This is a genomic window from Planktotalea sp., from assembly GCF_018607965.1.
Classification (GTDB): Bacteria; Pseudomonadota; Alphaproteobacteria; order Rhodobacterales; family Rhodobacteraceae; genus Planktotalea.
In genome coordinates this window covers 1-22,074 of sequence record NZ_JABBAM010000160.1, presented here as the reverse complement: position 1 = coordinate 22,074, position 22,074 = coordinate 1, and the positions used below count along the sequence as shown (strand labels likewise).

At 53.9% G+C, this 22,074-nt stretch carries 20 protein-coding genes and 1 pseudogene; 13 read left to right on the top strand and 8 right to left on the bottom strand.

What is annotated here, in order from left to right:
• Nucleotides 1-2: 2 nt before the first annotated feature.
• Both gltX and QZ279_RS14110 read right to left on the bottom strand, forming a co-directional pair.
• Complete coding sequence (gene gltX / locus QZ279_RS14115; RefSeq protein ID WP_293451983.1) at nt 3-1,331, bottom strand: glutamate--tRNA ligase; 1,329 nt, start codon at nt 1,329-1,331, stop codon at nt 3-5.
• Nucleotides 1,332-1,394: 63 nt separating this feature from the next.
• The gene (locus tag QZ279_RS14110; protein WP_366513977.1) at nt 1,395-1,685 is read right to left on the bottom strand and encodes a DUF1801 domain-containing protein; all 291 of its coding nucleotides are present in this window, start codon (nt 1,683-1,685) and stop codon (nt 1,395-1,397) included.
• Between the two features lie 219 nt (nt 1,686-1,904).
• Between QZ279_RS14110 and QZ279_RS14105 the strand changes: the two genes are divergently transcribed.
• The 3 genes from QZ279_RS14105 to yghU all read left to right on the top strand — a co-directional run bounded on the left by QZ279_RS14105 (nt 1,905) and on the right by yghU (nt 4,859).
• Nucleotides 1,905-2,372, top strand: coding sequence for a hotdog fold domain-containing protein (locus QZ279_RS14105; RefSeq protein WP_293451981.1), 468 nt, complete (start codon nt 1,905-1,907; stop codon nt 2,370-2,372).
• Between the two features lie 110 nt (nt 2,373-2,482).
• Nucleotides 2,483-4,003: a malonyl-CoA synthase gene (locus QZ279_RS14100; protein WP_293451979.1), complete on the top strand. Its 1,521-nt coding sequence runs from the start codon at nt 2,483-2,485 to the stop codon at nt 4,001-4,003.
• 4 nt (nt 4,004-4,007) lie between these two features.
• Nucleotides 4,008-4,859, top strand: coding sequence for a glutathione-dependent disulfide-bond oxidoreductase (gene yghU, locus QZ279_RS14095; protein WP_293451977.1), 852 nt, complete (start codon nt 4,008-4,010; stop codon nt 4,857-4,859).
• Nucleotides 4,860-5,409: 550 nt separating this feature from the next.
• Here yghU and QZ279_RS14090 read toward each other — a convergent pair.
• Together QZ279_RS14090 and QZ279_RS14085 are read right to left on the bottom strand one after the other, a co-directional pair.
• Nucleotides 5,410-6,240 (bottom strand): tryptophan 2,3-dioxygenase family protein, encoded by an 831-nt coding sequence (locus QZ279_RS14090; RefSeq protein WP_293451975.1) that lies wholly within the window; start codon nt 6,238-6,240, stop codon nt 5,410-5,412.
• 27 nt (nt 6,241-6,267) lie between these two features.
• A complete protein-coding gene (locus tag QZ279_RS14085; protein WP_293451973.1) occupies nt 6,268-7,941 on the bottom strand; it encodes an NAD+ synthase in 1,674 nt (557 codons plus the stop codon).
• A 155-nt stretch (nt 7,942-8,096) separates the two neighbouring features.
• Here QZ279_RS14085 and QZ279_RS14080 point away from each other — a divergent pair, with 155 nt between their 5' ends.
• Nucleotides 8,097-9,554 carry a 2-isopropylmalate synthase gene (locus QZ279_RS14080; protein WP_293451971.1) on the top strand — a complete coding sequence of 486 codons (1,458 nt, stop codon included), beginning with the start codon at nt 8,097-8,099 and terminating at the stop codon, nt 9,552-9,554.
• On the opposite strand, the gene QZ279_RS14075 is transcribed toward QZ279_RS14080, so the two are convergent.
• Both QZ279_RS14075 and QZ279_RS14070 read right to left on the bottom strand, forming a co-directional pair.
• On the bottom strand, nt 9,551-11,077 hold the full coding sequence (locus QZ279_RS14075) for a cryptochrome/photolyase family protein (RefSeq protein ID WP_293451969.1): 1,527 nt from the start codon (nt 11,075-11,077) through the stop codon (nt 9,551-9,553). The two genes, QZ279_RS14080 and QZ279_RS14075, sit on opposite strands and share 4 nt — an antisense overlap.
• Nucleotides 11,071-11,742: an SDR family NAD(P)-dependent oxidoreductase gene (locus QZ279_RS14070; RefSeq protein ID WP_293451967.1), complete on the bottom strand. Its 672-nt coding sequence runs from the start codon at nt 11,740-11,742 to the stop codon at nt 11,071-11,073. Before QZ279_RS14070 ends, QZ279_RS14075 begins: the two co-directional genes overlap by 7 nt.
• 276 nt (nt 11,743-12,018) lie before the next feature.
• Between QZ279_RS14070 and QZ279_RS14065 the strand changes: the two genes are divergently transcribed.
• The 8 genes from QZ279_RS14065 (at nt 12,019) to QZ279_RS15800 (ending at nt 20,322) form a co-directional block, all read left to right on the top strand.
• Nucleotides 12,019-13,590 (top strand): 2-isopropylmalate synthase, encoded by a 1,572-nt coding sequence (locus QZ279_RS14065; protein WP_293451965.1) that lies wholly within the window; start codon nt 12,019-12,021, stop codon nt 13,588-13,590.
• Nucleotides 13,591-13,752: 162 nt separating this feature from the next.
• Entirely contained in the window at nt 13,753-14,799 is a 1,047-nt protein-coding gene (locus tag QZ279_RS14060) for a rod shape-determining protein (RefSeq protein WP_293451963.1), read from the top strand.
• 53 nt (nt 14,800-14,852) lie between these two features.
• A complete protein-coding gene (gene mreC / locus QZ279_RS14055; protein ID WP_293451961.1) occupies nt 14,853-15,782 on the top strand; it encodes a rod shape-determining protein MreC in 930 nt (309 codons plus the stop codon).
• The gene (locus QZ279_RS14050; protein ID WP_293451959.1) at nt 15,775-16,314 is read left to right on the top strand and encodes a rod shape-determining protein MreD; all 540 of its coding nucleotides are present in this window, start codon (nt 15,775-15,777) and stop codon (nt 16,312-16,314) included. Before mreC ends, QZ279_RS14050 begins: the two co-directional genes overlap by 8 nt.
• Entirely contained in the window at nt 16,311-18,254 is a 1,944-nt protein-coding gene (gene mrdA / locus QZ279_RS14045; RefSeq protein ID WP_293451957.1) for a penicillin-binding protein 2, read from the top strand. The genes QZ279_RS14050 and mrdA overlap by 4 nt, the downstream gene beginning before the upstream one ends.
• Nucleotides 18,251-19,390 carry a rod shape-determining protein RodA gene (rodA, locus tag QZ279_RS14040; protein ID WP_293451955.1) on the top strand — a complete coding sequence of 380 codons (1,140 nt, stop codon included), beginning with the start codon at nt 18,251-18,253 and terminating at the stop codon, nt 19,388-19,390. Before mrdA ends, rodA begins: the two co-directional genes overlap by 4 nt.
• Before the next feature lie 330 nt (nt 19,391-19,720).
• Nucleotides 19,721-19,801 (top strand): hypothetical protein, encoded by an 81-nt coding sequence (locus QZ279_RS15805; protein WP_366513981.1) that lies wholly within the window; start codon nt 19,721-19,723, stop codon nt 19,799-19,801.
• Nucleotides 19,780-20,322: an NAD(P)-dependent oxidoreductase gene (locus QZ279_RS15800; protein WP_366513979.1), complete on the top strand. Its 543-nt coding sequence runs from the start codon at nt 19,780-19,782 to the stop codon at nt 20,320-20,322. The genes QZ279_RS15805 and QZ279_RS15800 overlap by 22 nt, the downstream gene beginning before the upstream one ends.
• Here QZ279_RS15800 and QZ279_RS14030 read toward each other — a convergent pair.
• Nucleotides 20,319-21,110 carry an SseB family protein gene (locus QZ279_RS14030; RefSeq protein WP_293451951.1) on the bottom strand — a complete coding sequence of 264 codons (792 nt, stop codon included), beginning with the start codon at nt 21,108-21,110 and terminating at the stop codon, nt 20,319-20,321. The two genes, QZ279_RS15800 and QZ279_RS14030, sit on opposite strands and share 4 nt — an antisense overlap.
• The gene (locus QZ279_RS14025) at nt 21,107-21,712 is read right to left on the bottom strand and encodes a uracil-DNA glycosylase family protein (RefSeq protein ID WP_293451949.1); all 606 of its coding nucleotides are present in this window, start codon (nt 21,710-21,712) and stop codon (nt 21,107-21,109) included. Before QZ279_RS14025 ends, QZ279_RS14030 begins: the two co-directional genes overlap by 4 nt.
• Nucleotides 21,713-21,962: 250 nt before the next feature.
• Here QZ279_RS14025 and QZ279_RS14020 point away from each other — a divergent pair.
• Nucleotides 21,963-22,074: pseudogene (locus QZ279_RS14020) on the top strand (ABC transporter); the annotation flags it as partial.

The window sequence follows — 22,074 nt, the reverse complement described above, 5'->3', positions numbered from 1 at the left end:
TGTTACGCCTTTTTTGCTTTGATGCCTTGGAGAAGCGGCATCAGGGACGCCATGTCTGGACCGCGTTCGCGCCCTGTCACGGCTTTGCGCAGGGGCATGAACAGGCCCTTGCCTTTGCGGCCTGTCGCCTCTTTCACCGCTGACGTCCATTCGCCCCATGTCGCGTCCGTGTAGGGACCGTCGGGGAGCATCGTCATGGCCTGTGCGATGAAGTCTTCGTCGCCTGCTTCAATGATTGGGTCTGCGCCGTTTTGGGCAAGGTCGGACCACTCAGACAAATCGCTGAGAACGGTGATGTTCTCGCGGGCGACATCCCAGAAGCGTTCCGCTTGATCTGCTGGCACGCCAAGGGCTGCGATACGATCCGCCACGGCGGACAGTGGCAGCGTGTGATTGTAGCGCGCGGTCAGCGGGTAGAGATCATCCGCGTCGAATTTCGTGGGTGCAGAGCCGAATTGAGAAATGTCGAAGCCCTCGATCAGCTCGTCCATGGAGGTGCGCAGATCGACGGGTTGGGACGAACCCAAACGCGCAAGCAACGAGAGCAACGCCATAGGCTGAACGCCCGCTTCGCGCAGATCGCGCAGGGCGAGTGTGCCGAGGCGTTTGGACAGTGATTCACCTTGCGGACCCGTGAGCAGGGAGTGGTGTGCAAATTCAGGCACCGTGCCGCCGATGGCGCGGATCATCTGGATTTGTGTCGCGGTGTTGGTCACGTGATCAGAGCCACGCACAACATTCGTGACACCCATATCCGTGTCATCGACAATAGAGGCCAGCGTATAGAGCACCTGACCATCGCCGCGAATAATCACGGGATCAGACACGGACGCGGCGTCGATAGAGATATCGCCAAGGATGCCGTCGTTCCACTGGATCCGTTCTTGATCAAGTTTGTAACGCCACACGCCTTGGCCACGCTCTGCGCGCATCGCATATTTTTCGGCGTCCGTCAGCGCCAAACCGGAGCGGTCATACACAGGCGGCTTGCCCATGTTGAGTTGTTTCTTACGCTTGAGATCCAGTTCAGCGGGCGTTTCGAACGCTTCGTAAAAGCGACCCATTTCGCGCAGCTTTTCAGCGGTTTCAGCGTAGCGATCCATACGGGTCGATTGGCGTTCTACCTTGTCCCACGTTAGGCCAAGCCACTCCAAGTCTTGCTTGATCGCGTCCACATATTTCTCTTCAGAGCGCACAGGGTCGGTGTCGTCGATGCGCAGAATAAAGGTGCCGCCATTCTTGGCCGCGATCATGTAGTTGAACAGCGCTGTGCGCAGGTTGCCAACGTGGATGTAACCTGTGGGCGATGGGGCGAAACGTGTGGTGGTCATGAGCGGCTCTCCTGTTGGCGCTGCTTTTTCACAGGTAGGCTGCGTTGTCCAGTTTTGCGGTGCTTATTCGGGATGCACCGGCCAGAGTTTGTCGAGGTCTTTCAGGCCTAGGCGGATCAATTCCTCAAGCACGGTCATGTCCACGTCGGCGAGTTTATTCACGTAAAGACAGGATTTAGCGATCTTATATTTGCCAAGGCGGGACAGGATTTCGTCGTAGTCTTGATAGCCCGGCATAATGTAGATCGACAGGTTCGCTTTGCGTGGTGAAAAGCCCGACGCAAGTGTGTCGCCTGTGCGGCCACTGTCGTATGCATAGCTGTAGCGCCCGAAGCCAATGATCGTGGGGCCCACATTTTTGGTGTGTAACCTGTGATACGTTTATAGAGGTCCAGCAGAACCAGCGCGTCGGCTTTGCGGGTCGGGTGTTGCACGGCTTCAATGAAGTCGCGTGGATCAATGGCAGTCGCTTGAGTTTATTTTCTGCGATCTCATGTTCCTTTCGCTGCGTCATGGATGCGGGGGCTGTCTGGTTGCCCTAACCTGATGAAAACGTAACCCACGAGGCCCCCGATGAGCAAACCCTACATTCTGCGCAGTTATGAAAAGACGTTGAAGTTGCCATTCGGGCGTCAGATTTTTTCAATCTATGCGGCGCGCAAAGCCCCCTATTTTCGCACGATCAAGCCCTTGGTGCAAAAGCTGGAAGCGGGGCATTGCGAGATATTCTTGAAAAAACGTCGCGCGGTGCAGAACCATATCGGGACAGTGCATGTGATTGCGGTGGTCAATGGGTTGGAAATGGCCATGGGATTTCTGGCCGAGGCGACGATCCCGAAACATCTACGTTGGATCCCGAAGGGGATGGAGCTGTCCTACCCTGCAAAGGCCGACACCGATCTGGTGTGCGAAGCAATCAGCGATCCTGCAGATTGGGTTGTGGGCGATCTGCCTATAAAAGTTGTCGCACGCCGCACGGACGGCACAGCGGTTGTTGAGGGTGTGATCAACCTGTGGATCAGTGAAAAACCTAAGCGCTAAGATTGGCACTTACGACGCTAACGTTAAGAAATTGGCTTTGGGGATTGTGTGTATAGGGCGCAGAAGGCAGTTTGACGTCGACCTACCTGAAAGATCCTAAGCGAGGCTATATGACCAATCCACTATACGATGCTCTGTTTGCGCCCCACTTGGGCAAAGCGACGCCGTTTCTACATTTGTTGGATGGTACCACGCTAACCCACGACGCGTTCTTGCGCAAAGCCGCACAGATTGGTGGCGTGTTGGACGCGATGGGATTGGTCGCAGGGGATCGCTTGGCCTTGCAAGTGGAAAAGTCGCCAGAGGCGTTGGCTGTCTATGCCGCTTGCGTGCAGAAGGGCGTGATTTTTCTACCATTGAATATGGCCTACACGCCCGTTGAATTGGATTATTTCATCGACAACAGCGGCGCAAAGCTGGTGGTGTGCGATCCTGCGAAAGAGGATGGAATTTCAGAGATCACGGCGCGCACAGGTGCGCAATTGGTGACTTTGAGTGCGCAAGGGTCTGGGTCCTTAATTGAGGCTGCGACTGCCCAGCCCGAAACGACCCACACGGTTGATCGCAGCGGCGATGATCTGGCCGCGTTTCTTTATACATCTGGCACCACAGGGCGTTCAAAGGGCGCGATGCTGACGCAGGACAACCTGCTGTCGAACTCTGAGGTATTGAAAGAGTACTGGGCGTTCACGTCTGAGGATGTCTTGCTACATGCGCTGCCGATCTTCCACACACATGGCTTGTTCGTGGCGAGCAATGTGATGCTTTTGTCTGGTGGTGCAATGATCTTTATGCGCGCATTTTCTGCGGATGCGATGCTGGAACACATGCCGCGCGCGACGACCATGATGGGGGTTCCGACGTTCTATACACGCCTGCTTGATCACGAGGGTTTTACGCGCGAGGCCGCGGCACATATGCGTTTGTTCATCTCTGGGTCCGCGCCTTTGCTGGCCGAAACACACGAATTGTTTGAGGCCCGCACGGGTCAGCACATTCTGGAACGCTACGGGATGACCGAAACGAATATGAACACCTCGAACCCTTATGAGGGAACGCGCAAAGCGGGAACGGTTGGGTTTCCCCTGCCCGGCGTTGAGTTGAAAGTGACCAACCCAGAGACAGGCACAGCATTGCCCCAAGGCGAGATTGGCGTGATCGAAGTACGTGGACCGAACGTGTTTAAAGGCTATTGGCAGATGCCTGCAAAGACCCGCGAAGAACTGCGCGAGGATGGTTTTTTCATCACGGGTGACTTGGGTCAGATCGACAGCGATGGATATGTGCAGATCGTTGGACGTGGCAAAGATTTGATTATTTCGGGCGGCTACAACATTTATCCCAAAGAGATCGAGATAGTCATTGATGATCAACCTGGTGTGAAAGAAAGCGCAGTCATCGGCGTGCCGCATCCTGATTTCGGGGAAAGCCCTGTGGCGGTTGTTGTGCCTGATGGTGCTGGTCCTGACCTCGAACAGATCACGAATGCGTGCGCCACAGCCCTTGCCCGCTTTAAACATCCGCGCAAGATCATTATCCTTGCTGCTCTGCCCCGCAACACAATGGGGAAAGTGCAAAAGAACGCACTGCGCGACGACTACAAAGACATGTTCTCTAAATCAGAAAGCTAATCCCATGAGCGATACAACAGAATACATGCCCCCGAAAGTTTGGAAATGGGAGCAAGAGAGCGGCGGCACGTTCGCCAGCATCAACCGTCCCATCGCGGGTGCAACACATGACAAGGAATTGCCACGCGGCGCGCATCCTTTGCAGCTGCATTCCATGGGCACACCGAACGGTGTGAAGGTCACGGTTCTTTTAGAAGAACTCCTTGCCGCAGGTCACAAAGGTGCCGAATACGACGCGTGGATGATCAAGATTGGCGATGGCGATCAGTTTGGATCAGGCTTTGTTGATGCGAACCCGAATTCCAAGATTCCTGCGTTGATGGACTACTCAGGCGACACCCCTGTGCGTCTGTTTGAAAGTGCGTCAATCATGATGCATTTGGCAGAGAAGTTTGATGCGTTTATCCCAGCACATGCGCGGGCTGAGTGCTTTAACTGGTTGTTCTGGCAAATGGGCAGCGCGCCTTATCTTGGCGGTGGTTTCGGCCATTTCTATCACTACGCGCCGTTCAAAATGGAATACCCGATCAACCGTTTCGCGATGGAAGTGAAGCGTCAGATGGATGTTCTGGATCGTCACCTAGCGGACAATGAGTATTTCGCAGGTGGGGAATATTCTATCGCGGATATGGCGATTTGGCCGTGGTATGGTCGCCTTGCGCAGGGCAAAGCCTATGAAGCGGGCGAATTCTTGGATGTTGAGAGCTACAAGAATTTACAGCGCTGGACCAAGCAGATTGCCCAGCGTCCTGCCGTCATTCGTGGACGCATTGTGAACGTTGCGCGGGGTGCCGAGAACGAGCAACTTCCCAACCGCCACTCAGCGGCCGATATTGACGCGGTTTTGGCGAAGTAAGCCTATCAAAAACGAATGTCTGGGCAATATAGTGCCCAGACATTTCGATATTTTTTCAACACTGATCCTTTGGGTCGCAAACTAAGTTTCAGCTATAGTGAGTGCTTCAATCGGGCACCCGCAGACCTATCAACGCGGCATGATGACGATCGTGCCGACACAGATGTCGCCGATGCCGATGCCGATGCAAAATTCGCAAATAAGTTAATATGCGATTCCTCTTAAAGCTATCGAGTTCTCATAACTATTCGATTTGAGTTTTAGGCTTCAGGCGCGCTTGAAAGCAATTGAAATCTTCATTCTCAATCTTTTCCGATGGGTACACATTTTGACAGGGTTTTACTGCAGTACCCTGTTGACGGGCCAACCCTGATTATTTCTGAGCGCAGTGCTTCTTCTGCGCGGCCTTCCCCGCCACCGCAACAAACGCGTGGCTATGAAGAGCAAGAGTATCATGGGGAAAAACGTAAGAAACGTGGTGGTTTCTTGGAAGAGCTGTTTGATTTTTAGGGCGCTTTAACATTCAAATCTGAAAAAACTGCGTCGGCCATCAAAGCTGGCCGCGCATGTTCCAAAGTTCTGGGAACAGCTCGACCTCAAGCATTTTGCGCAGATATTTGACGCCTGACGTGCCACCCGTACCGCGCTTGAACCCGATGATGCGCTCAACTGTTGTTACATGATTGAAACGCCAACGGCGGAAGTAATCTTCTAGATCGACCAGCTTTTCGGCCAGCTCGTACAGCGACCAATGTGCATTCGGATCGCGGTAAACGGTGGTCCAAGCGTCCATTACTTGCGTGCAGGCTTGATGGGGTTGGTCCAGCACATATGCCTCAGGCGGAAAGGTTTCGCCAAGCTCTTTGCCAAGGCAATCCAACGCCACATGATAAAGCGATTTCTTGGTCAATTCTTGGCCCAGCATGTGGTGCAGTTCGGTTCGGTGTTCATGAACCTTCATCATCGAACGATTGCGGTTTCCGAGGATGAATTCGATCAGACGGTACTGGTGGGATTGAAAGCCCGAAGACGCGCCCAGATCATCACGAAAGTTGGTGTATTCACTGGGCGTCATCGTGCGCAACACATCCCACGCGTTGTTGAGTTGCTCAAATATCCGCGCAACGCGTGTGAGCATTTTGAAGACCGCTGGGTAGTCGCCTTGTTCCAATTTATCGCGCGCAGTCGAGAGTTCGTGCAGCGTCAAACGCATCCAAAGCTCGGACGTTTGATGTTGGATGATGAAGAGCATTTCATCATGCGCGGTGGATTGTAGGTTTTGCGACCCCAATATCGGGTCAAGCGAGAGGTAGTCGATGTAGCTAATGTCCTTGGCAAAAGACATCTTCGCGCCTTCATTTTCGGGGTCATAAGCGGTCATAGGTTTGGTTCTCTCTTGTGCGTGAATTTAACTATCGTCGCGCCATCTGTTCACAATCGGATAGCGGCGATCCAGCCAGAACGCGCGGCGCGATAGGCGTGTGCCGGGGGCGGATTGGTAGCGTTTGTATTCCGAAATATAGAGCAGGTGTTCGATCTTTTTGACAACCGCGCGATCATAGCCAGCGGCCACGCAATCGGCGACGGATGCATCATCGTCGACCAGCATTTCCAAGATACCATCAAGGATCGGATAGTCCGGCAGGCTGTCGCTGTCTTTTTGATCGGGACGCAATTCGGCGGACGGGGGTTTGTCGATGATCGAGGGCGGAATGACTTCACCTGCGGGGCCCATCATCCAATCAAAATGGTTTTCATTCCGCCAGCGACAGACCTCGAACACGCGCACTTTGTACATATCTTTGATCGGATTATAGCCGCCCGACATATCGCCGTAGATCGTAGCGTAGCCCACAGCGACCTCGGATTTGTTGCCTGTGGTCAGCAACATAGAGCCGAACTTATTACTCATCGCCATCAAGAGCAGACCGCGCAGGCGGGATTGGATGTTTTCCTCTGTCACGTCCGCCTCTAGCCCTTCGAACAGGGGGCCAAGTGTGTTGGTAATCGCGTCGCGCCCTTCTTTGATGGGAACGAAATTGTATTCAGCGCCAATGCGCGTCGCGCAATCCTTGGCGTCATCGAGCGAAACTTGGGATGTATATTCAGACGGCAGCATCACGCAGCGCACGTTTTCGCCGCCCAGCGCATCGACTGCGATGGTTGCGACGAGGGCAGAGTCGATTCCGCCTGACATGCCCAGCAGGACCTTCTTGAAACCCGTCTTGCCCATGTAGTCGCGCAGGGCCTGTACACAGACGCGGTAATCCTGTTCGAACTGACCGGGAATGATCGCTTTTGCACCCTCGTCAACGCACCAGCCATCCTGTGTGCGGGTCAGATCGACTTGGGTGATTTGTTCATCAAACACGGGCATCTGCATCGCAAGTTTCCCGCCGGGATTGAGCGCGAAAGAACCGCCATCGAAGACCTGATCGTCCTGTCCGCCAACCATATTGAGATAGATCAGTGGTAGTCCCGTTTCAATCACGCGGCTGACCATCTGGTTCATGCGCACGTCGAATTTGCCGCGGTAGTAGGGTGATCCATTAGGGACGAGCAGGAATTCAGCGCCTGTTTCCTCTAACGTTTCCGACACGTCTTCGTGCCACGCATCTTCGCAAATCGGGCTACCGATGCGGGCGTTACCGATAGAATAAGGCCCCCCAAGAGGACCGCTATCAAAAATGCGGACCTCGTCGAACACATCTTCATTGGGGAGATTGTGCTTGAGCGCCTTGCTGACGATTTTGCCCCCGCGACAGATGAAGTAAGCGTTGTAGAGCTTGCCATCTTCGACCACTGGGCCCCCAATTGCGAGTGCTGGGCCGTCTGCGCAGTCTATCGCGAGGGCTTGGATGGCCATCAGGCAGGCCGCTTGGACAGCGGGCTTCATCACCAAATCTTGGGTGTTGTAACCAAGGATGAACATTTCAGGCAGTGCCACCAGATCCGCGCCTGCCGCAACACCAGCATCCCATGCAGCGCGGGCTTTGGCAGCATTTCCAGCGATATCGCCCACGGTTGGGTTCAGCTGGCCCAGCGTAATGCGAAACCGATCGAGGGGGGATGTGGCGGTCATAATCAAGCTCCGACAAGAGGGGTTGGCCAAGATGTATCCCCCCTATCGCATAAGGGAAAGAGGCGGGTCGTAACCTTAGGCGAAAACCCATTGTTCTTACGGAGGGCATAAACTAGGCTTCCACAAAATTTAATCCTAAGTATCGGACGTCCTTCATGCGCCTCGCCTCTCTTGCTTTTGTTGCCGGCTTTGCCTTGGCTCTCTCTCCGCTCGCGCTGGCGGCGCAAACAACGGGTGTGCAGACCAAACAATATGATGATGGCGGCGTCTATGAGGGGACATTCAAGGACGGCGTGCAGCATGGTCTGGGTGCATATCGATTGCCCAATGGCTACGAATATGTTGGCGATTGGGTCTTGGGGGAAATCCTAGGCCAAGGCACGGCTCGTTTTCCCGACGGGGCAATGTATGAAGGTGCGTTCGCCAAGGGCAAACCTGACGGAATCGGTCGGATCACGTATAGCGACGCCAGCACCTATGAGGGGTCTTGGACAGACGGCGTTCCCCAAGGCACGGGTATTTCTTTGAGTGCAGATGGCAGTCGTTACGAGGGTAGCTTTCGTGGCGGCAAACAACACGGCAAGGGACTGCTCACGCGCGCAGACGGATACACTTACAATGGTGACTGGGTGAACGGCATCAAAGAGGGTGCTGCAACGATCGTGTACCCTGACGGGTCTGAATACCAAGGGCAGGTGCAGGACGGAAAGCGCGAAGGCGTCGGCATTTTTACACTGAGCGATGGGATGATTTTAGATGGGCCGTGGCGCGGCGGACAGCTGAGCGGACTTGGTAAAGTGATCCAGCCCAACGGCGACCTGTATGAGGGCGAGTTGGTTGCGGGACGTCGTGAGGGCCAAGGTAAAGTAACCTATCAGAACGGCGATATTTACGAGGGCCAATTCCTTGATGATCTACGCCACGGCGTTGGTGTCTTCACAGCGACAGACGGGTATTCCTATACAGGTGAATGGCAAAAAGGGTTGATCGACGGCGTAGGTCGCGTGAATTATCCGGATGGATCAATCTATGAGGGCCAAATGAAAAACGGTCTGGCACAAGGTAAAGGCAAGATAGCGTATCCGGGCGGCGCGAGCTATGAAGGCCAATGGGTCGCCAACGTAATCGAGGGCTTGGGTCGCGCGGTTTACGCCAACGGCACGATTTATGAAGGCCAGTTCAAAGACGCCAAACATAGTGGCAAGGGCACGCTGATCCGACCCGACGGATATCGCTATGAGGGCGCATGGATTGACAACCAAATCCAAGGGGAAGGCACCGCTAGCTTCCCAGACGGGTCTATCTATGAGGGCCGATTTGTGAATGGGCGACGCCAAGGGCGTGGTGTGTTCCGCATGGCGGATGGATTTTCATATGAGGGCGCTTGGGTTGATGGTGCTATGACAGGACAAGGCGTTGCGCGCTACGCCAGCGGCGACGTTTATACAGGTACATTCGCAAATGGAACACGCGAAGGCCAAGGTGAAATTCAATACGCCGATGGCAACGTCGTGTCTGGCATTTGGGCAAATGGCGCGCTTGTCGAGCCAGTCCAAGTCACGCCCGGCCAAGTTGCACCAGTTCAAACCGCACCCGTCCAAGCGGACAATTAGACCACATCGCCTGCATCCAATTTTTCTAGAAAAATTGCGGCGTCCTTAAGGACCGTTTCGCGATGTGTTTCGTCCATGCGTTCCCACGTACGATACATGTTTCCCATGCGCGCATTCTTGGAAAATCGGTCGCGATGGCGGATCAAGAAATCCCAGTAAAGCACGTTGAACGGACACGCTGTATCGCCTGTCTTATCTTTCACTGCGTAGTGACATTTCTTGCAATAGTCCGACATGCGATTGATGTAGGCCCCACTAGACACATAGGGCTTGGACGCGATGATCCCGCCGTCCGCGAACTGGCTCATCCCGATGGTATTTGGAGCCTCTACCCATTCGTAGGCGTCAATGTAGACCTCTAGGTACCATTCATGCACTTGTTCTGGATCAATGCCTGCAAGCAACGCGAAGTTACCCGTGACCATGAGGCGTTGAATGTGGTGCGCGTAAGCTTCGTCGCGGGTTTGTTCCACCGCTTTAGACAAGCAGCGCATTTTGGTTTTTTCGCCCCAATATAGCGCAGGAAGATCGCGTTTGTGATCAAGCGCGTTGCGGGTCGTGTAATCGGGGCCTTCAAGAAAATAGATACCGCGCACGTATTCGCGCCAGCCAATAATCTGGCGGATGAACCCTTCAACGGCGTTGATCGGCGCATGGCCGTCTTTGTAGGCGTTCTCAGCCGCTTGGCAAATTTCGAGCGGGGCGAGCAGGCCAGCATTCAGGTAGGGTGAGATCAGCGCGTGATAGAGGAATTTACTCTCTGAGAGCATCGCGTCTTGGAAATCACCGAAGCGCGGCAGCGCATGGGTCATGAAGTGTTCCAATGCGCTCAGGGCCTCGTCGCGGGTGGTTGCGAAGTTGAACGTGTCCAAGCTGCCGAAATGATCGGGAAACTGGGTTTCAACTAGCGTGAGGACATCTTTGGTGATCGCGTCAGGTTCAAACGTTGATGGGCCAGAATAGCTGATCTGGTCGGGCGCGGCTTTGCGGTTGTCGTGATCGAAATTCCATTGACCGCCCGCAGGTTTATCCCCCTCCATCAGCAATCCTGTTTTGCGACGGATCTCACGATAGAAATACTCCATGCGCAGGGCTTTGCGCCCCTCTGCCCAAGTCTCAAATTCTGCGTGGGACGTGAGGAAGCGATCATCCTCAAGTATGGTCATCGTCAGCGGAGTTTGTTCCATCGCTTCGATCAAACGCCACTCGCCAGCACGCGTCGCGATGACTTCTTGCGCACCCGTTTCTTGTGCACGGCGCAGCAATTCGGCGGCAATGCTGCCTGCATTCTCTGGATCGTCAAGTTTCGTATAACGGACGTTCCAGCCTTCAGACGTTAACTGATCAACGAATTTGCGCATCGCAGAGAAAAGAAAGGCAATCTTCTTGGGGTGGTGTTTGACATATGTGGCCTCTGAATTGACTTCCGCCATGACCACGATGTCGTTTGATTTATCCGCCGCGCGCAAGGCGGCGACATTCAGGCTAAGCTGATCGCCAAGGATTAGGACAAGTTTCACCATGGAACCGTTGCTCCTGACCAATCATAAAACTGGCCTGTGTGTTCTGGAGCCAGATTATTCAGCACATTTAGCAGGTTTTCAGCAGCTTCAGACGCGGGAACGGCGGGATGCCTGTCCACGTATTTTTCCGTGAACAGCGTTTGCACTGTACCGGGATGCAGCGCGACGCATGTCAGGTTTTTGTGGCTGCGTGCCAATTCAATCGCGGCCCCCCGCACGATCTGGTTCACCGCTGCTTTTGCGGCGCGATACGAATGCCAGCCGCCAAGACGATTGTCCGTGATTGATCCAACGCGCGCAGACAACACGGCAACATGTGTAGGGCCATCACGGCGCGAAAGGCGCGACACGTGGCGCAGGATTAATGCAGGGCCAATCGCGTTCACAGCGAATTGGTTCATCATCGCGGCTGAGCTGATTTGTTTGAATGATTTCTCAGGCTCTGCACCGTTCACTTCTAACGCGCCCGTCGCGATAATGATCAAATCAAAGCGTTGGCTCAGACCGCCGAGTACGCGTTCAACCGAGGCCTCGTCCGTCACATCCAAACCGTCAGCGCTGCGCGACAGGCCCGTCACAGCGACGCCGCGCGTTTTCAAAGCCTTACTCAAGGCCGATCCGATCCCGCCGGAGGCCCCTATTATCAATGCATTTTTCCATTCCATACGCCCCACCTAAGGCACACATCACACGGGTCAATCCAAAAAGGGGTTTTCCTTAACCGGAATCGCGTTATAACGATTCTCATGAATATGAGTGGCCATACGCAGATTGATGCACAGCGCGCCCGCGCTGCGTCTATGCTTGGCCTAGCGCTCCTAGTCTGCCTCTGAGCGTGCCGGTCGGCGCGAACGCTCAGAGGATGAAAAGATCGCGCCGCTTCACCATGAAATTCCGGTTCTGACCCAGCTACGGCGGGTTACATTAAAATGAGACAGACTATGACCAACACACAAAAAGAACGCGTCGTTATTTTTGACACCACATTGCGCGACGGCGAACAAAGCCCCGGCGCGACCATGTCACACGAAGAAAAGCTTGAAATCGCGGGTTTGCTTGACGATATGGGCGTCGACATTATTGAGGCGGGTTTTCCGATTGCCTCTGAGGGCGATTTCCGCGCGGTTAGCGAGATTTCCAAAAATTCACGTAACTCTGTGATTTGTGGTCTTGCGCGCGCTAACTTTGGCGACATAGATCGCTGCTGGGACGCCGTGAAGCACGCACGTCAGCCGCGCATTCACACGTTTATCGGAACGTCAGAGCTGCACCGCGCTATTCCAAACCTCACTATGGACGAAATGGCTGTGCGTATTCACGACACAGTCACACACGCGCGCAACCTGTGTGATAACGTGCAATGGTCGCCGATGGATGCGACACGCACGGAAGAAGATTATCTGTGCCGCACCGTTGAAATCGCGATTAAAGCGGGTGCGACGACGATCAACATTCCCGACACAGTCGGCTACACCGCCCCTGTCGAGAGCGCGGAATTGATCCGCATGTTGATCAAAAAAGTGCCGGGTGCGGATGAGATTATCTTTGCAACGCATTGTCATAATGACCTTGGCATGGCGACTGCGAACTCTTTGGCCGCAGTCGAGGGCGGTGCGCGTCAGATCGAATGTACGATCAACGGTTTGGGCGAACGAGCAGGCAACACAGCGCTTGAAGAGGTCGTGATGGCGCTGAAAGTGCGCGGCGATATTATGCCCTATTCCACTGGTATCGACACAACGAAGATCATGAATATCTCGCGTCGTGTCGCGGCTGTGTCGGGTTTTGCGGTTCAGTTCAACAAGGCGATTGTTGGCAAGAACGCCTTTGCGCATGAAAGCGGTATACACCAAGACGGAATGTTGAAGAACGCTGAGACGTTTGAGATCATGCGCCCCGAAGATGTGGGTTTGACTGAGACGAACATTGTCATGGGCAAACACTCTGGTCGCGCGGCGTTGCGTTCCAAGTTGGAGAACTTGGGCTTTGAATTGGGTGATAACCAGTTGAAAGACGTGTTCGTGCGGTTCAAGGAATTGGCTGATCGCAAGAAGGAAATCTTTGACGACGATCTCGTTGCGTTGATGCGCACAACGACTGATCCAGAAATTCAACGCGTGAAAGTAAAAGCCCTTCGCGTCGTGTGTGGAACCGACGGCCCGCAAGAAGCGGCATTGACGTTGACGATTGATGGCAAAAACGTATCTACGACCGCGATTGGCGACGGCCCAGTCGATGCAACGTTCAATGCCGTGAAAGAGCTGTTTGCGCATGACGCGCGCTTGCAACTTTATCAGGTGAACGCGGTGACTGAGGGCACGGACGCGCAAGCGACAGTGTCTGTGCGTTTGGAAGAAGAAGGTCGGATCGTGACGGGCCAATCTGCCGACACGGACACGGTTGTGGCCTCTGCCAAAGCCTACGTAAGCGCATTGAACCGGTTGCTAGTACGTCGCGAGGGAAACCAAGTTGGCTACGACACTAAGGGCGTGAACTACAAAGATGTCTCCTAATTGAGAAAAATCACATCGAAAGCGCCCTGAAACTAAGGGCGGTTTCTGGCCTATTGGCCCCTTGAACCCCCTTTTCCCTACCGTAAAAGGGCCTATAAGGGCGTCAGGTTCGCCTCATCAGAGTCGCGGGCGCGAAAATTATTGCGAACAGGACTACAAAGCATGGCATTTTGGGACAAAATTTCCGGCCTCTTCACGTCAGACATGGCGATTGATTTGGGCACAGCGAACACGCTGATTTATGTCAAAGGCAAAGGCGTTGTGCTGTCCGAGCCATCCGTAGTCGCGTATCACATCAAGGACGGCGTTAAGAAAGTTCTAGCTGTTGGCGAAGACGCCAAGCTGATGCTGGGTCGTACACCCGGTTCCATTGAGGCGATCCGCCCGATGCGAGAAGGCGTGATTGCTGACTTTGATACGGCTGAGGAAATGATCAAACATTTTATTCGCAAGGTTCACAAACGCTCAACTTTTTCAAAACCGAAGATCATCGTGTGTGTCCCCCATGGTGCAACGCCCGTTGAAAAGCGCGCTATTCGTCAATCTGTTCTTTCCGCTGGCGCACGTCGCGCCGGTCTGATTGCAGAACCGATTGCTGCCGCGATTGGTGCGGGCATGCCGATCACAGATCCAACTGGTAACATGGTTGTTGATATCGGCGGTGGTACCACGGAAGTTGCGGTTCTGTCGCTTGGGGACATCGTCTATGCGCGCTCTGTGCGCGTGGGTGGTGACCGTATGGACGAAGCGATCATCAGCTATTTGCGCCGACAGCATAACCTGCTGGTGGGTGAATCAACAGCAGAGCGGATCAAAACATCCATCGGTACGGCGCGCATGCCTGACGATGGTCGTGGTGCATCGATGCAAATTCGCGGACGCGATTTGCTAAATGGCGTTCCAAAAGAAACTGAAATTTCCCAAGCCCAGATCGCCGAAGCCCTTGCAGAACCTGTTCAGCAGATTTGCGAAGCGGTTATGACAGCGCTTGAAGCAACACCGCCCGACCTCGCGGCTGATATCGTTGATCGCGGCGTGATGCTTACGGGTGGTGGTGCCCTTTTGGGTGACCTGGATCTGGCGCTGCGTGAACAGACTGGTCTTGCCGTTTCGATTGCGGATGAAAGCCTGAATTGTGTGGCGCTTGGAACGGGTAAAGCGCTGGAATATGAAAAACAGCTACGTCACGCGATTGATTACGACAGCTAAATTCGGCATCGTGTGACGCAGAGGCGAAACAAGCCCCTCCAGCGGAGAACGCATTGGCCAAAGACCGCGCCCAAAGCGAAGATTTTACAACCCCCCTCAAGCGTTTGCTTTTGGGCACTGTCTTGCTGTGCCTTTTCGCGATTTTTCTAGTGTGGCGCATCGATAGCCCAAGGGTTGAACGCTTTCGACTGGCCGTAATTGACCGCGTTGTCCCTAACTTTGACTGGGCGATGATCCCTGTCACAGCGACCGTGAATTTGGTGCGCGACTTTCAGAGTTATCAAAGAATATACGAACAAAATCAGGAACTTCGCCGCGAACTTCAGCAGATGAAGAGTTGGAAAGAAGCGGCCCTTCAACTGGAACAAGAGAACGCGCGTTTGCTAGATTTGAACTCTGTGCGTCTTGATCCGCGACTGACACATGTGACGGGTGTTGTCATGGCTGACAGCGGATCGCCGTTTCGCCAATCTGTTTTGCTAAACGTAGGGCGGCGCGATGGTGTTTTGGATGGTTGGGCTACAATGGACGGGCTTGGTCTGGTTGGACGTATTTCCGGTGTGGGCGAAAATGCATCCCGCGTGATTTTATTGACCGACACGACGAGCCGCATTCCTGCGCTCATTCAACCCTCTGGACAGAACGCGATTGTCGTGGGCGACAACACGCGCTCGCCCCCTATCGATTTCTTGGAGAACACTGACCTAGTGCGCCCCGGTGATCGTGTCGTTTCATCTGGTGATGGTGGTGTCTTTCCTGCAGGTCTTGTGATTGGACAAGTTGCCAAAGACCCTGGTGGCCGTTTGCGCGTGCGTTTGTCTGCGGATTATGAGCGTCTCGAATTTTTGCGGGTCCTGCGTAATTATGGGGCAGAGCGAATTGAGGATACAGGCCGCTTGATCCGTCCGGTGCAATTGCCCTCAAACCCCGAAGCGGCACCAACCCAAACGCCTGAGCAGACCAGTGAGGCCAGCGATGGCTGAGCAACGTCCAGCCCGCATTTGGGTGATGCGCAGCCTCTATTTATCGGTCTCGTTCTTGATCATTTTCCTATACTTGCTGCCGCTTGCGACGACACCAACACGATGGGCGGCCCCTGATCTGATCATCGCGTTGACGTTTGCATGGGCCATGCGCCGTCCTGAATATGTTCCCACATTGTGCGTTGCCGGCGTCGTTTTACTGGCTGATCTTTTGTTCCAGCGTCCCCCTGGATTGCTTGCAGTCTTGGTCTTGATCGCATCAGAGACATTGCGTTCACGAGCGATTGCGAACCGTGATATGCCCTATTTCCTAGAATGGGTCACAGTTGCTGGGGCAATGATTTCAGTCGTCATACTTGAACGACTTTTGCTGGCCGTTTTCTTTATTCCTGCCCCTGCACTGGGTTTGGTCTTGATTCAGCTGACAATGACCATAGCCTTATATCCAATGGTCGTTCTGATTTCGTATGTTGTTTTCAACGTACGCAGAGCAGCGCCAGGAGAAGTTGACACATTGGGCCACAGATTATGAGACGCACAGCGACAGAGACCACAGAAAGCGCCCTTAAGATTACGCGCAGGGGCTTGATTGTTGCTGCCGTGCAAGTGGGATTTGTTGGCGTTTTGGGCGCGCGAATGCGCTACATGCAGGTCGATCAGGCTGACGAGTTCCGTCTTTTGGCGGACGAAAATCGCATAAACATCCGTCTTATTCCCCCAGCACGTGGACAGCTTTTTGATCGCAACGGCGCTGTGATTGCTGAGAACGAACCAAGCTATCGTATCACGATGGTGCGCGAAGATGCGGGCGACGTGAACACTATCATTGGGCGTTTATCGACTTTGGTCGAGCTGGATGACGATGAACTAAACCGTGCTTTGAGCGAAATGAAACGCAGCGCACCGTTCTTGCCCGTCACCATCGCAGATCGAATTACATGGGAAGAATTGTCACGTGTTGCGGCGAACGCCCCGGCGCTTCCCGGGGTCACACCAGAGGTTGGCCTGTCGCGGCGCTATCCTTTGGGGCAAGATTTCGCGCATGTCGCAGGCTATGTCGGTCCGGTTAGTCAGCGCGATCTGGAGCGTATAGAAGACCCCGACCAGTTGCTGCGCATTCCGCGCTTTCAAATTGGCAAGGTTGGCGTCGAAGCAAAATACGAAGATCAATTGCGCGGCAAAGCAGGTGCGAAACGGGTCGAAGTGAACGCCGTGGGGCGGGTCATGCGCGAATTGGATCGCCGCGAAGGCAATTCAGGTGCAAACGTGCAGCTGACAGTTGACGCAAAGCTGCAAAGCTATGTGCAATCGCGTCTTGGCGAAGAAAGTGCATCCGTTGTTGTCATGGATCTTAAGCGTGGTGATTTGCTCGCGATTGCGTCTTCGCCAACGTATGATCCTAACAAATTCGTGCGCGGTATTTCGGTCGCTGATTATTCGTTTTTACGTGACAATGATCGCCGTCCATTGGCGTCCAAGACCGTCCAAGACGCCTACCCCCCCGGATCGACTTTCAAAATGGTGACCGCGCTTGCGGCCCTAGAGGCGGGTGTGATCACCGCCGAAGACACCGTTCACTGCCCCGGACACCTAGAAGTGAGCGATCGCAAATTCCACTGTTGGAAGCGTGCAGGTCACGGTCACATGAACCTAGAATTATCCCTGCGCGAAAGCTGTGATGTTTATTATTATGATCTCGCGCTGAAAGTCGGGATTGAGAATATTTCGGCGATGGCACGTAAGCTCGGGATGGGTGAAAAGCATGATATCCCGATGTCGGCAGTGGTCTCAGGTCTTGCGCCCACCAAAGAGTGGAAGCAGCGCGTGCGTGGTAAAGAATGGGTGATTGGCGATACTGTTAACGCCTCGATTGGTCAGGGTTTTGTTCTTTCCTCGCCCCTGCAACTGGCCGTTATGACAGCGCGCCTTGCGACAGGGCGCGCAATTTCCCCACGCCTTGTGAATACGATTGATGGGATCGCGCAGCCAACGGGTTTGGGTGAGGATCTGGGCATCAACGAAAATAATTTGCGCAAAATCCGTAAGGCAATGTTTGAGGTTTCAAACAGCCGCCGTGGCACCGCCTATGGCAGTCGCATCATTGAAAACGCGTTTCGTATGGCGGGCAAAACGGGCACGTCACAGGTTCGCAACATTTCAGCGGCCGAACGCGCACGCGGTGTGACGCGAAATGAAGACTTGCCTTGGAAACGGCGTGACCACGCGCTGTTTGTAAACTTCGCGCCCTATGATAATCCTGAGATCGCTGTGTCTGTCATCGTTGAACATGGCGGCGGGGGATCGACAGCAGCGGCGCCTATCGCGCGCGATGTCACGCTACAAGCGCTCTACGGTGAAGACCCACCATTGGCCGCCTATCCCAACAAGGATCGTGGCCGTATTCGCGCACTTCAAAAACGCCTGCGTGAAATGCGCCCAACAGACGATGATGACGGGCAAGGGCGCGCATGAGTTATCTAGAATATACCGTCAAATCCATTCCCTCTGGAGTCAGCAAAGTCTGGCATTTGAACTGGGCGCTCATTGTCCTTCTTACCACCGTCGCCGGTATCGGGTTTTTGATGCTGTATTCAGTTGCGGGGGGATCTTTTACGCCTTGGGCTGAGCCACAAATCAAACGCTTCTTGCTTGGCATGACGTTGATGATCATCGTCGCAATGGTGCCGATTTGGTTCTGGCGCAACGTTGCGGGTGTTGCCTACGCCACGTCGATAGTCTTGCTTTTATATGTTGAATTTTTCGGCTCTGTCGGGATGGGTGCGCAGCGGTGGATTGACCTTGGCTTTATGCGCCTGCAGCCCTCCGAACTGATGAAGATCGCGTTGGTTATGTTGCTTGCGGCCTATTATGACTGGCTGCCTTTGGCGCGCACATCAAGACCGCTTTGGGTGGCAATCCCTGTGCTCATGATCCTGCTTCCGACAATGCTGGTTTTGCGCCAACCCGATCTTGGAACCTCGCTTTTGCTGTTGTTTGGCGGAGGTATGTTGATTTTCATCGCGGGCGTACATTGGGCCTATTTCGCAGCAGTCATTACCACTGGCGTCGGCTTGATTGCGGCCGTTTTTCAAAGCCGTGGAACAGATTGGCAGTTATTGAAGAACTACCAGTTTCGCCGGATTGATACATTTCTGGATCCAGCCAGTGACCCGCTCGGAGCGGGGTATCATATTACCCAAAGTAAAATTGCGCTTGGCTCGGGCGGTTGGACAGGGCGTGGCTTTATGCAAGGCACGCAATCGCGACTGAACTTTCTGCCAGAAAAACACACCGACTTTATCTTTACGACGCTTGCGGAAGAATTCGGCTTTATTGGAGCGTTCTCGCTTCTGCTGCTTTACACGCTGATCATTATATTCTGTGTTGTCTCCGCGTTGAACAATAAGAACAGATTTGCGTCGCTTGTGACGCTTGGTATTGCAGCTACATTTTTCCTATTCTTCGCAGTGAACATGTCGATGGTTATGGGCCTTGCGCCCGTCGTTGGTGTTCCCCTTCCTCTTGTGAGCTATGGAGGCTCTGCCATGCTTATTCTTCTTCTCGGTTTTGGCCTTGTCCAAAGCGCCCATGTGCATCGGCCACGTTGATGGTTGTTCAAGTTCTATTTGCCGCCAAAGCAAATCGCGGGATCGAGTATGAAGCACCCTTGAAAAAAGCGTTTTTGGAAGCTGGTCTAGAGTGTCATGTCGCCTGTGACCTACCCACACAAGAGGTCGAATATATAGTCTATGCGCCCAATTCAGACGTGCAGGATTTCTCGGTATTCCCCAAACTGAAGGCGGTTTTAAACCTTTGGGCAGGCGTGGAAAGTGTCGCGCCAAACCAATCCTTGAAGGTCCCACTTGCGCGCATGGTCGATCATGGCATGACGCAGGGCATGAAAGAATGGGTGAGCGGCCATGTGATGCGTCATCATCTTGGCATGGACGCGCATATCAACAATCCTGAAAATCTGTGGGAACCAAAAGCGCCGCCCTTGGCGCAGCAACGTCCTGTGACGGTTTTAGGATTGGGCGAGCTAGGGTCCGTTTGCGCACAGACTTTGGCCGCTTTGGGTTTTCCTGTTACGGGATGGAGCCGCAGTCAAAAGACAGTTGAAGGTGTGACCTGTCATAGTGGCGACGCTGGATTGAAGGTCGCGTTGAGCGGTGCAGAGATCGTTGTATTGTTGTTGCCCAACACTGCCGCGACAGAGAATGTGCTGAATGTTGAGAGTCTGGCTTGGCTTGCAAAGGGCGCGATGATTGTGAACCCTGGGCGCGGTCCCTTGATCGACGATGACGCGCTTTTAGAAGCCTTGAACAGCGGGCAGGTTGGCCACGCAACGTTGGATGTTTTTCGCGTGGAACCCTTGCCCAAAAATCATCCGTTTTGGACCCATCCGAATGTTACAGTAACTCCGCATGTCGCCTCTGAAACACGTCCATGGACTGCAAGCCAATGCGTCGCGGAAAATATCAGGCGTGGTGAAGCCGGCGAGCCATTCTTGCATCTGGTTGATCGCAGCGTCGGGTATTAACGCAGTTTCGGCGGTTTTTCTGGATCAGAACCCGGTGCGGCGCGGACGATTTTTTCACGGGTTTCGAGTTTGGGCAATTCGAACCTCAGGCCGACTTTGGACATTGCGGCAGCCATCGGATCAGTTGTTAAGAAGAAGCCAACGTCGATACTGCCAGCCTCAATTCCTGAGAAGGTCAATGCTTCACCAGCGGCTTTCGCAAGCGCATTTTCTGCGCCAACAACCGTGCCAACAAAGCCCAGCATGTGACCCGTCGCGCCGCCCTCGTAGCGCACCGCAACAAGGTATGCGTTCTGCGCAAGGCCAGCAGTTGTGGCCAGTTTGGCATCTAGCGACGTTAGCAGTTCTTCGGGCAGTCCTTTGGGTGCATATAGCTCTTCGGCGCGCGCTTCGACCTCATCGGGTGCATGCGCGAGGGTCTCTGTCAGCCAACTCACCGCCTCTGGTGGGACCAGCATTTGGGAGGGCGCGACTTCGAGGTTCACGCCAAGACCAAAACCCTGCCCCACGAGCATATTCGCGATCACACGGCCGGAAAGTGCTGCATAGGGCGCTGCTTTGCCCACGAATTGGGTGAGGCGTTCCTCGCGATCAAACACCAGAACGAAACTTGCATCGCCTAGATCAAAAATCTCAGGATTGATCTGATCACCTTCGGCCTCTTTGGTTAATAACAAGAATAATTCGCTATCAGAAAGACGTTCGTAAAACTTCAAACGCGCGGCATCATCACTCGGCGCGGCCTCCATCGCAGCTTGGGCAATATCAAGCGGAGTTTGGTCACTCATGTCAGCACCTCTTGGATCCGTGCGCGTAAGACTGGTAGCACATCAGCCTCAAACCACGGATTTTTCTTTAGCCATGCGGTATTGCGCCACGACGGGTGCGGCAAGGGAAAAACCTGTGGCGCGTGTGCTTTCCAATCCAAGACCGTCTCTGTGACTTTCCGTATACCGCCCAAGTGCCACTTCATCGCAAAGCCCCCAATCAAAAGCGTCAATGGAACCGGATCCAACGCGTCCATCAAGGGTTTGCGCCACGTTTTGGCACAGATCGCCGGCGGCGGTAAATCAGCGCCTTTGGTGTTGTACCCCGGAAAACAGAAGGCCATGGGGGCAATTGCGATCTTGGATTTATCGTAGAAGGTCGCTTCATCAATCCCGAGCCAATCGCGCAAACGATTACCTGATGGGTCGGTAAAAGGTCGGCCACTTTCTTGCACGCGCGCGCCGGGCGCTTGGCCTACGATGAGTATGCGTGGATTAGGCGTGTCCGCAGATGCCCAGATGACAGGCCGTGGCTGGTGCCCGGTTTGTGTAAGCGCAAATCGCTGTTCACAAATTCGGCAGGTGCCGATGCTGTGGATAAGGTCGTGGAGGGTTTTTGGCATAAGTTTTCAAGGTGGTACTCATTCCCGTCGCTCACAAGTGTAAAAACCAACCAAAACGCGACTTATGTCATTGGGAGTTGGAATAATTTGTCTAAATTCCCCTTCAATTGGGGCATGAATGCGTGCAGGCATTGAAACAATTGAAAGAAATGTGACATACTGTGGACAAATTTGGCAAATAGAATTCGTAGAATAACACCTTATGTAGAGGTGTGTGTAGATTGAGCGGCTGAGCGGGCCGGATAGGTAAATGTTAGAGTTTGAGAACGTCAGCAAGTCCTTTTGGACTGGGACGCAGCGCAAGGTTATCCTTGATCGTGTGTCGTTTCGCATCGAGCTAGGTCGCTCGGTGGGCATTCTTG